Source organism: Candidatus Thiodiazotropha sp. AKIB8, assembly GCF_058244675.1.
This window is the reverse complement of the sequence record NZ_JBSYOO010000029.1, coordinates 291305-305952: the sequence shown is the minus strand read 5'-3', so window position 1 is coordinate 305952 and position 14648 is coordinate 291305. Positions and strand designations below refer to the sequence as shown.

At 47.8% G+C, this 14648-nt stretch carries 13 protein-coding genes; 1 reads left to right on the top strand and 12 read right to left on the bottom strand.

Annotated elements, in window-relative coordinates:
• Positions 1–160: 160 nt before the first annotated feature.
• On the top strand, positions 161–2227 hold the full coding sequence (locus AC4IFB_RS07875) for a TonB-dependent receptor family protein (RefSeq protein WP_490776775.1): 2067 nt from the start codon (positions 161–163) through the stop codon (positions 2225–2227).
• Positions 2228–3184: 957 nt separating this feature from the next.
• On the opposite strand, the gene AC4IFB_RS07870 is transcribed toward AC4IFB_RS07875, so the two are convergent.
• From AC4IFB_RS07870 to AC4IFB_RS07815, 12 genes are all read right to left on the bottom strand, one after another.
• Positions 3185–3757, bottom strand: a complete 573-nt coding sequence (locus tag AC4IFB_RS07870; RefSeq protein WP_490779857.1) for a DUF2380 domain-containing protein — start codon at positions 3755–3757, stop codon at positions 3185–3187.
• Entirely contained in the window at positions 3720–4664 is a 945-nt protein-coding gene (locus AC4IFB_RS07865) for a nucleotidyltransferase domain-containing protein (protein WP_490779856.1), read from the bottom strand. The genes AC4IFB_RS07870 and AC4IFB_RS07865 overlap by 38 nt, the downstream gene beginning before the upstream one ends.
• Positions 4665–4670: 6 nt before the next feature.
• On the bottom strand, positions 4671–5903 hold the full coding sequence (locus AC4IFB_RS07860) for a type III PLP-dependent enzyme domain-containing protein (protein ID WP_490779855.1): 1233 nt from the start codon (positions 5901–5903) through the stop codon (positions 4671–4673).
• Positions 5893–6621 (bottom strand): (5-formylfuran-3-yl)methyl phosphate synthase, encoded by a 729-nt coding sequence (locus AC4IFB_RS07855; protein WP_490779854.1) that lies wholly within the window; start codon positions 6619–6621, stop codon positions 5893–5895. The genes AC4IFB_RS07860 and AC4IFB_RS07855 overlap by 11 nt, the downstream gene beginning before the upstream one ends.
• Entirely contained in the window at positions 6618–7187 is a 570-nt protein-coding gene (locus tag AC4IFB_RS07850; protein ID WP_490779853.1) for a DUF447 domain-containing protein, read from the bottom strand. Before AC4IFB_RS07850 ends, AC4IFB_RS07855 begins: the two co-directional genes overlap by 4 nt.
• Positions 7184–8590, bottom strand: coding sequence for a DUF6513 domain-containing protein (locus AC4IFB_RS07845; protein ID WP_490776781.1), 1407 nt, complete (start codon positions 8588–8590; stop codon positions 7184–7186). The genes AC4IFB_RS07850 and AC4IFB_RS07845 overlap by 4 nt, the downstream gene beginning before the upstream one ends.
• A gap of 24 nt (positions 8591–8614) precedes the next feature.
• A complete protein-coding gene (locus AC4IFB_RS07840; protein WP_490776782.1) occupies positions 8615–9121 on the bottom strand; it encodes a 6-pyruvoyl trahydropterin synthase family protein in 507 nt (168 codons plus the stop codon).
• Between the two features lie 536 nt (positions 9122–9657).
• The gene (locus tag AC4IFB_RS07835; protein WP_490776783.1) at positions 9658–10083 is read right to left on the bottom strand and encodes a DUF6647 family protein; all 426 of its coding nucleotides are present in this window, start codon (positions 10081–10083) and stop codon (positions 9658–9660) included.
• Positions 10084–10608: 525 nt separating this feature from the next.
• A complete protein-coding gene (locus AC4IFB_RS07830; RefSeq protein WP_490779852.1) occupies positions 10609–11223 on the bottom strand; it encodes an amino acid kinase family protein in 615 nt (204 codons plus the stop codon).
• A complete protein-coding gene (pabB, locus tag AC4IFB_RS07825) occupies positions 11214–12608 on the bottom strand; it encodes an aminodeoxychorismate synthase component I (protein WP_490779851.1) in 1395 nt (464 codons plus the stop codon). The genes AC4IFB_RS07830 and pabB overlap by 10 nt, the downstream gene beginning before the upstream one ends.
• Positions 12605–13654: a hydantoinase/oxoprolinase family protein gene (locus tag AC4IFB_RS07820; RefSeq protein ID WP_490779850.1), complete on the bottom strand. Its 1050-nt coding sequence runs from the start codon at positions 13652–13654 to the stop codon at positions 12605–12607. The genes pabB and AC4IFB_RS07820 overlap by 4 nt, the downstream gene beginning before the upstream one ends.
• Positions 13644–14648: an ATP-grasp domain-containing protein gene (locus AC4IFB_RS07815; RefSeq protein ID WP_490776787.1), complete on the bottom strand. Its 1005-nt coding sequence runs from the start codon at positions 14646–14648 to the stop codon at positions 13644–13646. Before AC4IFB_RS07815 ends, AC4IFB_RS07820 begins: the two co-directional genes overlap by 11 nt.

The window sequence follows — 14648 nt, the reverse complement described above, 5'->3', positions numbered from 1 at the left end:
ACTAACCAGGTCATAGATATTAATATCGACTTGATTGCATTAACAGGTCAAGAGACCAAGTCCATACAATGTCATCACGGGATTTTTTCCCATATTAATAAAGGTTCAGATGGATTATTTTTTGCATTACTCAAGTTATATATCTCTCTCGGAGTGAATCATGTTACCTCTACGCCGTCAAACACCAGCACAGCTTGCTATTCTGATTTCCTTCACCCTGTGCAACGACATTATGGCCGAGGAATCTGCTGAGGCTACCGTTTTGGAAGACATTTCGGTAACTGCTACACGAGTTGAAAAACCACTGGAAAATGTACCGGCAGCAGTTGGTATTGTGCAGCAGCAGGCGATCCAGTTCGCTCAACCCCAACTGGGACTCGATGAATCTCTGACCCAGATCCCCGGCATCTTTATGCAGAACCGTTACAATTTCGCTCAGGATCTGCGCATCTCGATTCGTGGATTTGGAGCCCGCTCAGCATTTGGTATCCGCGGCATCAAGGTAATGGTCGATGGAATTCCTGAAACCCTACCCGATGGACAGGCGAATGTGGACAGCATCGATATCGGCTCAATTGGGAATATGCAGGTGATTCGCGGGCCTGTCTCAGCCCTGTATGGGAATGCATCAGGAGGCGCACTTCTGATTGAATCAGAAGAGCCGCCAGAGATTCCTTTTATCTCACTTCGCCCTACTTTTGGTGAAGATGGTTTTCAAAAAACACAACTCAAATTTGGTGGCAAAACTGAGTTGTTTGATTACTTGGTCAATCTTTCTGACATGAGCTACGATGGTTATCGCGACCACAGCGCCACAGAGCAAAGCTCCCTTAATAGTAAGTTTGGTATCGATTTTGAAAATGGTGCACGTTTCAATACTGTAATCAACTACACCGACTCACCACAGGCCGATGACCCCGGTGGTCTGACCGAAGCACTGGCAGAGGATGATCCAACAACAGCCTGGACGAGAAATTCAACCCTCGATTCTGGTGAAGAGCTGGAGCAGACACGATTGGGTTTTGTCTACGATACCCCAATGGGTGACAGTGGTGAATTACGAGTACGCAACTACTATGTCTGGCGGGATCTGGCCAATCGTCTGCCCATAGGGGCAACAGGTCAAGGCATCCTGCTTGATCGCTTCGCTGTAGGTGGTGGTATCCAGTACACCCACAGCGCTCCTGTTGCCAATCATGCCAATCGCTTTACCACTGGTATTGACCTGGATCGTCAGCAGGATGAACGAAAACGTTATCTTCTGGCCGGTGACAGTTTGGGTGAAAAAACTCAGGATCAGGATGAGCAAGTCGATAGCATCGGCCTCTATCTGCAGAATGAATACAGTCTCAGTGATCGCATGGAATTAACCCTGGGTGGTCGTTATGATCGACTCAACTTTGATGTGGAGGATAACTTTCTCAGCAATGGTGATGACTCAGGTGATCGAAGCTTCAACAAATTCAGCCCCTCTGTGGGATTTCGCTTCACAGCCATGCAGGATCTCAATCTTTACACCAATATCTCTCGCTCTTTTGAATCACCAACAGCAGTAGAACTGCGGGATCCCGATGGTGCCGGATTCAACCAGAACCTGGATCCACAGGTGTCCACCAATTATGAAATCGGTTTTAAGGGTGCCATGGGTAAAAAAGTCCGCTATGACCTGGCTCTATTCACTATGGATGTAACGGATGAGCTGGTACCTTTTGAAATCGACGACATAACCTATTATCAAAACGCCGCAGAATCCCGTCGCAATGGATTGGAAGCTCAACTGGTATTTGAACTCTTCGACTATCTGATTACCACACTAGCCTACACCTACTCAGATTTTGAATTTGACAAATTCATAGATGATAACGGCAACGATTTCAGTGGAAATGTCATACCAGGCATTCCCGAAAACCTGTTCAGTGCCGATTTCTCCTACACCCACCCAAATGGTATCTATAGCCAGTTCACCGCCTTGTTTGTAGATGAGATTTACGCCAACAATGCCAACACAGTAACCAATGATTCCTATACCGTGGCAGATCTCAGAATTGGTTATACAAAGTTCTTTGGCCCTTGGGAGCTCTCACCCTTCATTGGCGTCAACAATCTGTTTGACGAGCAGTACAACGGCAATGTACGTATCAATGCCTTTGGCGGACGATACTTTGAACCAGCCCCTGATCGGGATATCTATGCTGGATTAACATTAAGGTATGATTTTGGAAGCTAACGAGCGGCCTAGTATTTAAAACAAACAACGCACTCTGGGTAGAGTGGGGCCCTGCCCCACCATAAGGTTTAACGAATAAGTTTATGGTTTTGTAACCACCTTCTTTGGTGGGGCATGGCCCCACCCTACCTGTGAAGGTGAGCTAGCAGATTAGAGTAGTCCGTAGCTTGGATGTAGTGCAACGGAATCCGGAGGAACAGCGCACCAACCATCCCGGATTCCGCAGTGCTCCATCCAGGCTACCTAGCTCGTTCTGAGATTTAATGCACGGCCTAATAGTTAAAACAAACAACGCACTCTGGGTAGGGTGGAGCCCTGCCCCACCATAAGGTTTAGCGAAAAAAAGTTTATGGGTTTATAACCACCTTCTTTGGTGGGGCATGGCCCCACCCTACCTGTGAAGGTGAGCTAGCAGATTAGAGTAGTCCGTAGCCTGGATGTAGTGCAACGGAATCCGGAGGAACAGCGCACCAACCATCCCGGATTCCGCTGTGCTCCATCCAGGCTACCTAGCTCGTTCTGAGATTTAATGCACGGCCCAATAGTTAAAACAAACAACGCACTCTGGGTAGGGTGGGGCCCTGCCCCACCATAAGGTTTAACGAAAAAAGTTTATGGGTTTGTAACCACCTTCATTGGTGGGGCATGGCCACACCCTACCTGTGAAGGTGAGCTAGCAGATTAGAGTAGTCCGTAGCCTGGATGTAGTGAAACGGAATCCGGAGGAACAGCGCACCAACCATCCCGGATTCTGCTGTGCTCCATCCAGGCTACCTAGCTCGTTCTGAGATTTAATGCACGGCCCAATAGTTAAAACAAACAATGCACTTTGGGTAGGGTGGGGCCATGCCCCACCATAAGGTTTAACGAATAAAGTTTATGGTTTTGTAACCACCTTCTTTGGTGGGGCATGGCCCCACCCTACCTGTGAAGGTGAGCTAACAGATTAGAGTAGCTCTATTTCCTGGTCGTTGATGGTGTCATCATCTCAGACAAATCCCGGAGCATATAATCCGCAGCTCTAAGCCATGCCTTCTCGTTGTCACCTCTGAAGTCATATGCTTTGCTAATAAATGTCTGTTGAGTGGCTATATCTTTGATTTCGATATGCATGGTCAGAACCAGAATGCTCATCTTATATATCCAGCCTGTCATAACCTTTTCTCCATCAACCTTTTTTGCCAGATCGAATTCACATAGGTTACAGTTTCGAATGTCGGTGCCTAACTGGGCATTTTTTACGGTTTCGTTGACTCTATCTTGTGGAATAACTTTGAATAATCCTATTTCTTCGATATTTTGAGCAATGTAACGCGTCATTTTATCGAGCATCATCTGGTTTCTCTCCTGACCACCAAGCACAGGAGTGTTATCAACAATCTCAAACGGTAATACAACAAGCCTCTCGTTCTGAGCAGCTTCTGTGCTATTGCTTAAAAAAACAGCTAGCAAAAAAAGTGTGCTAATGGCCACTGTTAATCGTTGAGAAAAACTAATGGTGTTGTGATGATAGTGCTTTGATATATTCATGGGATGCCTCCCTGTTGGTACCGATAACAATACGAAGATGCCCGGCAATCGATACCTCTAATTGCCCCTGAATTTCCACCTGTTCATCTCTTAAAGCCTGGCCGCTATAGGTTGCGGTATAACTGATTACCTCATCTATAGCAGGATGACTTAGACTATAGCGGGCGGGATAATCAAAACTATTCCGATCATCAGCAATAGTTGTCTTTAAGTTGACCCTGCCCTGTTTTCTATAGCGTATAAGGTCCTGCCACCTATCAGCAGTTAGCAGACTGATATCAAATTTTGTCTCTTCAATTGCTGCTTTATTATATTTGCGATGTTCATGCCAACAATATTCATCGTATGTCAGAGCGCAGCCGCGTCGTGCATAGGCGTCCTGCCATAGTGTTTCATCCAGCGGTTGCAACTGTTGTTTAGTGATTAGAGTTTTGATGATTTCTCTGGCTTTGAAAAATGCCTCTCGCTGATAGAAGACTAAATCTATGTCAGAACTCTGCTTTTGAGCACCTATCAGCATGGAGCCAGTCACGCCAATCTCCGCTGTTTCCAAACCCTCCGCTTTAAAGAGTTTAATCAATCGCTGCAGTTTGGCTTCTATTTGGTCGTTCGGTTCTGCCTCTAGAATCTCCAGTAAGCGCAGCCTGGGTTGGTGGTGATATACGATTCGATCAACACCTACACCATGCAGCCAGACATCTCTTGTTGTGGAGTAGTAGAGATAGTAGGGATAGCTATCTTGCAACAGCTTTTCAGCTTCTGATGTGCTGAGTTTCTTATATCCATTAGGTGTCCGCTGATAGCGGAGAGAAGAGAGGATACGTTGATCTTCCTGATCTTCTGTAACTACAGCGAAGATCAACCCTTCAGCGGTCTCGACAAAATCCTTGGGCTGATAGTTGTCCAAGACAACCTACCCTGCACTGGTTTTGGAAGTCTGTTGAACGACATCCATTCCACTCCATTGCTGATGATAATCTGCGTAGTCATAAGACCTCATCAAACGCAGTTGGTTATTATCATCAAGAAAGTGGATTGATGGCAGATTAAGACCGTTAAAGCGGGAAGCTTTTATCAGCGAGTAGGCACCAACATTTTCAAAAATAAGCCGGTCATTGATTCTAAGTGGACGGTCGAACTGGTATTCACCAAACAGGTCGCCACTCAGACAGGTGCAACCCGCCAGGATTACCGAATAAGCCCCTTCACTCTTTTCTCCGCGAAGTTTGGGTTTAACCTGATACTCAAAAACTTCAGGTAGATGGTTGACTGAGGTATCGAGTACAGCTATCGATTTACCCTCGCTTTCAAAAGTATCAATGACTGTTGATACCAATACCCCTGCATCATCCACTACTGATGTACCAGGCTCCATATAGACCTCAGCCTGCCATTCAGATTGAATATGAGCTATTGTTGATAACAGTATCTCCAGATCCTGTGCAACCTGGAATTGGTAACCTCCCCCCAGGTTGATCCACTCAATTTGTCTTACCAACTCTGGTAACTGTTCTTCCAGATGGGCCACTGTCGATTGCAATGGTGCGAAGGAACTGGAACAGAAATTGGTATGTAGATGCAGACCACTGATGCCACTTGCTGGAAGGGTTCCCTCCCGCCAGTGTTTAACGACTTCTGACAAGGGGGCTCCGAGTTTGGAGTGGGCGCGACAGGGATCATAGCGTGGATCATCTAGAAACGAGCGTTGCGGATTGATCCTTAGACCGATTTTTGCCCGGCCGGCTAAATGAAATGGTAAGCGTTCCAGCTGACTCAGTGAGTTGAAGCTCACTGCATCACAAAGATCCCCAATTTCTGCTAACTCATCCTGTCGGAATCCCGGTGTGGTGATATGCATTGCGCCCATACCCCCTGTGACTTCATGGGCGAGCCTGGCTTCAAACAGCGAACTCACGGAGAAGCCATCGACATGATTACGAATCTGTTCCAACAGCCCCTTAAAGGGACATGCTTTGATTGAATAGAGCATATGACAACCGCTTGCCAAACGGATGCGCGACAATAGAGCAAGGTTTTCAGCCAAACGTTTTTCATCGAAAACAAAACTGGGTGAAGTAGAGAGGGACTCGACCCAATCAGTAGAGGCCTCGTTATCAGTTTCAGATTGCCAGTAACTAATCCCCATAATTCACCCCTGTGAATGTGGATTGCTGTTCAACCGGTTGGCCGTTATAAGTGAATGCATTGCGAACTTCACTCAACCGATGCGGCATAATCCCCGCAGTTCGCTCTGACTGGTCACAGAGTGCTCCACGAAATCCAAGATAGTCTGGCATTAGTGGCAGTAGCCTGGGAATATCCTGTAAAGAGAGTGATCCGGCCAAGCCGTTCAGCATCCCAAGGGATCTGCTTTCTACTACGAAATGAGCTATCGATTCCAGATCGATGTGGCTGAGTAACCCACCCCCGCCCTTCTCTGCCGTATCCAACATAACACCACGAAAACCAGCAGAAGCAAAAGCCTTCAATTGATGCAGTGGGGGTTGAAGATCAGCAAAGAGTACCGCCACAACCGCATATTGGTCTGTGAGGCTGGAGATAGCCTGTAAACATTCAGTCAAATTATCGTTACTGAAGAACCCCACCTTGACATAGTCGACACCGCACCTTGCTGTTCTTCCTATTGCCTGGGTAAGTTGTGCGGGTTCAGCAGGCAGATCACCAACGGTTGCGCTGACTGGACAACGATGTCTGCATTGCAGTACCAAGCTGTTTATTGTCTCTATCGGCAGTGCACCGAGGGCACCACTGTGAGGATTCTTTAGGTCGATAATGTCTGCTCCGGCATGAATTGCCAGTTCCATCTCCTGGTGATCAATCACACTGGCTAAGAGTTTACTCATACTGCGCCCTCCCTAGACTGCAGAAGATCGTTAACCCGAACCATCAACCAATCCCAAGCCTCCTTCTCTCGATCCCCTGCAGTTTTCTCTATGGCGATGGTGAGATAGGCAATCTCATTTTCAATTTTCTCATGCGACAATCTGCCCAGTCGACTGACAAGAATTGCCAACTCCAATACTGCTGATTGGGCTCTATTGAAACCTTGGAAAGGTCTATGGTTGGCTTGAAATAGTGGTTTGCAAATCAAGCGTGGGCGGATTGGATCCTCCTCCACTCGCATCAGTTGAACCTCAGTGTGAGCCAGTGCATTGGCGAGCCTTGGCGCGGAGACCTTTTCAGCTTCAAGCAGTGGCCAGTTATAACGTCCGGTAAGGCAGCCTGCGAATACTCTTACATCGTCACAATAGTTGATCACTGCACATTCACTGGCAAGGATGTTATTGAGTGTCCGTGAAGGACGAAAGGGGGCAACTACAACCTCCTCTTCTCGCCATACCACACCCATCGGTGCAATCTGGTTTTCACCATCTGTACTGCGACAGGTAACGATAACTTCCTGGATCATGATCTTTTCCTGCTCTGGCTGACTTTTTTCATGGTTGTACCAGGCGCCTCCTGGCGATTCAGATCCCGCACGACCTCAGGTAGGGCGACACCCCAACTTAGTGGTTGATCCTGTACATAGCGCTTACCCAGTTGCTGTGCAATCTCTGCCCGGGCAAGCTCAACGCCAAGGTAGAAGGCGTGACCACCATCACTCTCAACACCCAGCTGCGGGTAGAAATCGAAGGGGTCACTATGGGTATGCATCCCATCCCTGTTAAAGCAGTGAACCCCCTCATCACTGACCTGTATTCTGAAATTGGGATCACGAATCTCCGCGGCAAGATCACTGACCTCAGAGGCGTTATAGGGAAATGGCTTGATTTCATGCAGAGCGGTCAGGCCGCTATCAACCTGCTTAGGCAATCTATTTTCCTCTCTCGCCCAATACATGATCCGTCGTGCTCTATCTGCCTCTCTTATCGCACTTCGACAGTGTGGACTGACCTGGGTAGATAGAATATTTGTGACATGAAGCTCTGAAATAATGCCCATTAAAACCGCATTAATACCTGTAGTATCTGCTTCTGTCAGCTCTGTGATATTACCTACACCCATCATTATCTCAGCATCTGGATAGTCACTACGCAGACGTTGATAGCGAACGATTGAGTCGGTAAAACCGAAATGGATCGGATCAAGAATCGGATCTGCAATGTATCTACGACCCAGTTCATCAAGCTGTTTCATCGCCTTTTGCAGGGAATCCAAATCACCTGGCTGGGCAGGAATCAATATTGGCGTTGAATCAACCTTATCGGCAATCCAGAGGTTATTCTCATGCAGGCTGAGAAGATAATCAGCGCCAGCTTCCCCGCCAGCCAGCAACTCTTCAGACAACATGGAATCGACACTCACCTGATAGCCCTCATCCTTAAGCGCCTGTACGGACTCTGCCAGGTGAGGAAAAGGTGTTTCAGGCAGACAGCCCAGATCGATCACATCTGCACCATCAGCAGCATACGCCTTTGCCTGCAGAATAATTGCTTCAATCGTCAGATTTGGTGCGTCGACGATTTCAGAGAAGATTCGAACATCATAACCACTCAGATCGGGCGCCTTACCCTCCATACCGAAATATCGGGGTAAGTCCATCAACTCTTCCGGGCCACGCTCAACTGGAATTCCAAAATGGTGGCTGAGTTGATCCAAGTCTCCGCGGCAGCGGCCAGGTACTAAAATTCGTTGTGCATCTCCAATATCGGTGAGACGACGCTTGATCATATCCGCTGTCATCAGTGCTGCAACTTTGAGCCCAAGATTATGGACTCGCCATTCGAAGGCATCAGCGTTCATCTCCTGCAATACCCGGACGAGCTGTTTCTCCGCCAGGGAACCAGTAAGAAAAAGGATCTTTTCTGACACTACACTACACCCTTTATAGCCATCTCAATTGGTGCGGAAATCACGTCGACAGATACCCCACTGCTGATCAGCCTCTTCCACTGCGATCTCGAGGGTCTCCACATGGTTCAAGGCGTTGTCTGATTCGAGTTTCGGCAGTAGTGATTCCATGATGTACCAGGCGAGCATTTCTGCCGTGGCGTTGGCAATCGGGAGAATCAGGCAGTTACTAACCGGTAGGGAGAACTGCTTGTCGTAACTTTTGACTTCGATCTGCTCACCTACCTCCTCTATATCAACCTCTCTACTCTTACCAGGCAGAAGTATCTTGTCGTGAAGTTGCAGACAGACTTCTGCAGCGAGGCGATTGAGCTGGACAAAATCGATGACGAAGGCATCGTCATTATTGTCACCATTGGCCTGAATACGAACATGAAAGTTGTGACCATGAAGATTTTCACAACTGTTGTTAAATGTGATGAAGTGGGCTGAGTTAAAGTGTAACTCACCCGGATGCACACTAACTGCAAATGATTGCGCGTGATTTTGCAACGGTTGGCTCCGATATTATAAGTATTTTAACTGCTTCCCAGGTTCCTCAAGTATCCTGGGGTGCCAGGTAAGCGTCAACCTGACTCAACAAATAGTATGCAAATATAGATCCAATCAGTGCTTTTCGAAAGAATCAGTTTAGCTGCTCATTACGGATAGCAGAATCAGGTATTTATAGGCACTCAGGTGTCTAGAGATGAGATAGGCGGATCATCCCCCTATTAAAAGCTCTTAGGGTGGGGCCGTACCTGCTGGATTGAGGAGGAAAACGGTGTGAAATTATCCCCGTTTTTACTCATGATCGACATTATTTGCTAGCTTTTAGCGACTTTTGCTGGGGCATGGCCCCACCCTACGCAAAATGTAACACTTGTTTATGGCGCGTGCTGAAAGGTTCAAAATTCAGATTGCTTTGGCACAGCTGTGTTCACAATCTGCAACAGTGGAAAGGGGGTGGTAACTCAAAATTATTGGAAAATGAGCGGCTATTATGAGAAATAGCCGCCTGGATTGGTCATTTGATGGGGATATCCTGATTAAGATGTCTCTATGGGCTCTTTATCCTCACAACGCAGCATAGGAACAACCCTTCCGACTGGATAGTAGGTTCCGTACTCGACCAGATACTTGCTCTGTATGCTGTAGGCTTGACGCTCTGCTTCGATACTTCTCTCACAGTTTTGCAGCAGTGCACCCTCTTTACCCTGAAGCCAATGAACCAGTTCATGCAGCGCGACAGAAGAGTGGAACAAGTTGTTTTCGAGATCCATACGATCATCTAAATAGATCACATCCCCTTCACCGGGATACCAACCAAGTACCTTGCAGGAACGTCCACTGCAGGCTTGTTCTTCGAGCCAGCTGTGAGCCACCATACGCATTTCGGGACAGGTATTTTTCTCGACTTGTTCGAGATCCGAGAGGGTGAACACCCAGGAGAGTAGTACTGCGCATAATTCCATAAGATACCTCTATGCTCTGCATCATATTCGACAATTTAGTCACAAGGACGGCCTGTCTGATAGAGGAATCCGTGCCGCATATCCAAGACCATCAATAGTCTGATGTTTAATATATCGGGCAGTTGCAGCAGTACTTTAGAAATAGCTAATACAGCAAAACCAAATAAAACCAATAACATCAGATCTTACTAATATTCTGCATAACATATGCCAGCAATGCATTGATAATTGTTTATGCAATTATTTCATTAGGTTATGATGCTTTATTTATAAATTACTTTATTAATGAAGCTGTCTAAATCAGTTCAAAGCTGACAAAAACACGCCACATAACAGTGCATGGTCACAATTTGATTTTATTAAGTAGTTAGTAAGCGATAGCTTGAGAGTCGAAAGAGTGAGTCTCAATTTGATTGGATATCTGCCTGCAAGCCGCTGGCTTTTGCTGCTTATAAGTTAAGGGCACCTCTATTAATTGAGATGCCCTTAAGTTTTTGTGGTGAGTATGGCGGGTTGTCGGGTAAATTAAGGCTTAGAGATCACTACCCTGGTGGCATTCTCATACTGGTTGTTGAGTAACTCACTGAAATGGGAATGAACTTCCTGCCCTACCATCCAAGCCTCAACAGGGTTCATCCGCAGGTAGTGCTCGAATCTATCATCCACCACATCATGCTCTTTTAGCATCTTTGTGCTCAGACTGGGTTTTTCGAAAGTGATCGATTTCACCAGTACCACTCTCTCTATACCGAGTTGTCCAGCAAGCCACACTGCCAACGAATCAGAGGTGACACGCCAGCTCTGTTCAATCTCTGGATCTGCCATGGCCATCGTTGTTGGCATCCAGACTGGGGTAATCCCCCTTTCAAGGGATGCCTCAATCTCCTTGTGTGTGGTGGCAACTTGTAATCCAGGCTGTAGCCCACACAACATCCTTCCATATTGCTCCATGGCAAGCAGGGCCATGCAATGGGCAGTGGCTTCATCGAAGCCAAATTGGCTTTGGGAAAGCCTCACCTGATCGGCAAAAGGTCCGCCACCGGGGACTACGATCAGAGAGCGGTTATCGGCAAAAAGCGCCAGCCACTCTCTTAGATTATCTGCATTGAAGAGACTGCCACCGAACTTGACTACCCACATTTTTCGGAATTCATCTGTTCCATTCGCTGCAGGAGATCCAGCAGTGCAGAAGCTTTATGGTAGGTCTCCCGATATTCAGCCTCGGGATCAGAATCGGCAACTATGCCACCACCTGCATACAATCGAGTGATGCCATCTGCATGCACCATAGTTCTGATGGCGATGTTGCTATCCATATCTCCATCAAAACTGACATATCCGATTGAGCCACAGTAGATACCGCGTCTATGTGGTTCAAGCTCTTCTATGATCTCCATCGCACGCAGCTTTGGCGCACCTGTAATTGAGCCACCGGGAAAACAGGCCCGCAACAGTGAGAAGGCATCCTCTCCTTGAGCCAATTCACCACTGACTTTACTCACCAGATGGTGTACCCGGGAAAAACTTTCAAGCTTAAATAACTCAGGTACCTTAACAGTGCCATTTGCACAGACCTTACCCAGATCATTGCGCAACAGATCGACAATCATCAAATTTTCAGCCTGATCCTTGGTGCTGCCTTTGAGCAGTTCTGCAAGCATCATGTCCTCGATCGGATCCTCTCCCCTGGGAGCTGTTCCTTTGATAGGCTTGGTTTCAACTGTGCCAGCCCGGAGTTCCAGAAAGCGCTCTGGCGAGGAGCTCATCACCTTACACTGAGGGGTATTGAGGTAGGCGGCGAATGGGGCCGCATTGAGTTGTCTCAACCCTTTATAGGCTTGCCAGGGATCGCCTTCTGCCGCTACCGAGAAGCGCTGTGCGAAATTGACCTGATAGCAGTCGCCATCGAGGATATAGCGTTTGATTCGTTGTATCGATTCCAGGTATTCAGCCTGGGTCATATTTGAGCAGACTTCACCTAATACACGATAAGGCTCTGTTGCTCGGGATTTAGCCGAACGCTCTCCAACACCCAACATCAGTCTGCGAAATTTCTCAAGTCTGGTGGGATTCTGCCCAACCAGCCAGCTACGCTGTTGCTGGTGATCCACAACCAAAGACCAGTCATAGATTCCCACAGCCATTTCAGGCAACTGCTCCATATCTTCAGCGATTGTCGGCATCCGTTCCAAACGACGCCCCAGGTCATAGCCAAAATATCCGATTGCACCGCCACAAAACGGTAATCCCTCAATCCCTTCCTGCAGAGGCCCCAAGGCTTCACGAAGCAGTTGAAAAGGGTCTTCTGTAGTGAGGCGCATATTGCTGCCATTAGAAGATATTCGGGTATGCTCTCCATGTGTGACCAATACAGTCACTGGATCAGCCGAGAGGATATCGTAACGCCCCTGCTGGCTGTAAGGCTGACAACTATCCAGCATCGCAGCCCAGGGAAGATGGCATATCGCCTCAAACAACTCGGCACTATCCTGCCGGTAGGGGAAGTCGAGGGCCTGAATTTTCATTTTGAACCCTCCATCGCTAGGCTGGCGACAGCAACTGCAGGCGCACACTCTGCCACTTTGGTCTGAATCTCTTGTTCACAGGAAAAGAGTGACTCTATCCCCAAGTATGGTCTATTCAATCTGCGACTGATCTTCTCGATCATAAAGCGCCCTGCTCCTGCACCTATCAGAGGGGTATCTGCGGACAACCCAGGAGCCGAGAGATGCCTTTCACAGGCATCCTGCACCAATCGCAACTGTTTTTCAGCAATAAACTCAGAGACGCTTCGCCAACCTGCAGTGTTGCTGGCATCCGCATCCAGACCTAACATACGGGCTAATCGACGGGTACTCCCCTGACAACTCTTTTCACCACCATCCGCACTGGGCAGGAGGTCTGCATCATCAGGCAGATCACCATTGAGTCTGTAGATATCAGCAGTTGTTGCAAAGTGTTCCGCCATCAAACCTACCCACTCCCCAGCAAAAGGGACCTTATCTGCTATTGCCATCAATGGAGTGCGCACAACGCCGGTATAGATCATTGTCTGCTCTACCAGGCGCTGATGATCGGAATAGCCGGAAACCAACAGTCGCTTATCGGCAAAAGGTATCAGATCGGTGGTGGTACTTCCCATATCAATCAATAAACCTTCGGGCAGACGGTTGGCAGCCCAGGATGCCGTGGCAAGCCAGTTTGCTGATGCAACCTGATTGGTATTCACTTTGGCAGCCTGGTGATCCAAAAATCCCGACATGCCGCCAAAGATTGCCAGGTCTGCACCTGCAAAGCGGTGACTCATACTATCGATCAGTGCATTTACACCACTCTCACGGTCAGGAAACAGATCGACCAGCTCCCCTGTCATGGTGACGGCATGTTTCAAGCCGATATTCTCTCCAACCTGGTTCAGAACTTCATCGATACTTGAGTGCAGATTCTCGAGTCCCTGCCAAAGAGGACAAGCTATCTGCAACACAGCATCCACGCCGCCATGCTGATTGACCAGGGCCGCTTTGGTATGGGCGCCACCGAGATCCCAACCTAATATTGCATTATGCCGCACCGGCAAACTCCAGATTTACATCTACTACGGACGAATTAAGCATTTTTTCTGACAAGCACTGTTTATTCTGCAACAGGTCAAACACCAAAGCAGCCGGGTTGACCCCGGTAGACTCCTTTAGCCCAACATATGAGGTGGTCACTCTAGGATTGACCTCCAGCACCTGTAAGCCCTCTGCTGTATCAAGAATATCGATACCAATGATACCCCACAAATCCGGAATTGCAGCTGCTACGGCTTTACCAAGATTTCTAAAGCACTTTTTATCTTTCAGGTGGCCATTCACAACACACCCCAAAAGCATGAATCCATTGTCTGTCATTGCTATTCTTTGATGATTGACACTCAGCAGTAGTGCCTTACCACCAGCTACCAATAAGTTGATACTTGTAGGTTTTCCATGGATAAAGGGTTGAACCACATAGTCTCCACCCACCGGTAAATAGTTAAACTGCTGGCAAAGCTCATCCCGGTCACGACAGATTCTGATTCCCTGACAGCCAACACCATCATCCGGTTTAAGCACCCAACTGCCCAGATGGTCAGGCACACCCTCTTCGAAACGGTAGGTGGGCACAACCGAGATACCCTCTTCTCTCAAACAGATGGATGTCAACATTTTGCTGGTTGTCATCTGTACTGCAGAGGGGGGACTGTTTAACAGTAATTTGCCCATGTTGACCACTGTTTCACTGATATGCAGCAGCACATTGGAGAACTCAGGCGCGATCGGCCAGACCGCATCAGCCTGCTCAAGACACTCTATCCAAGCAGCAGTGAAATCCTCCATACTATTCAACATATGACATACTACAGGCAGATCGAGCTGCCCCAATCTGGCATCTCGTGTTACAAACACCTCTATACCCTCGATTTCCACAAGATCGGAGATTAATGACTTCAGCATCATATCCCCCTCTTCGGCAAGGGAGGGTGGTAAAGGGCTGTCCAGCAATCCACCACCCGTAATATACTCAAAGACGAATACTTTCAT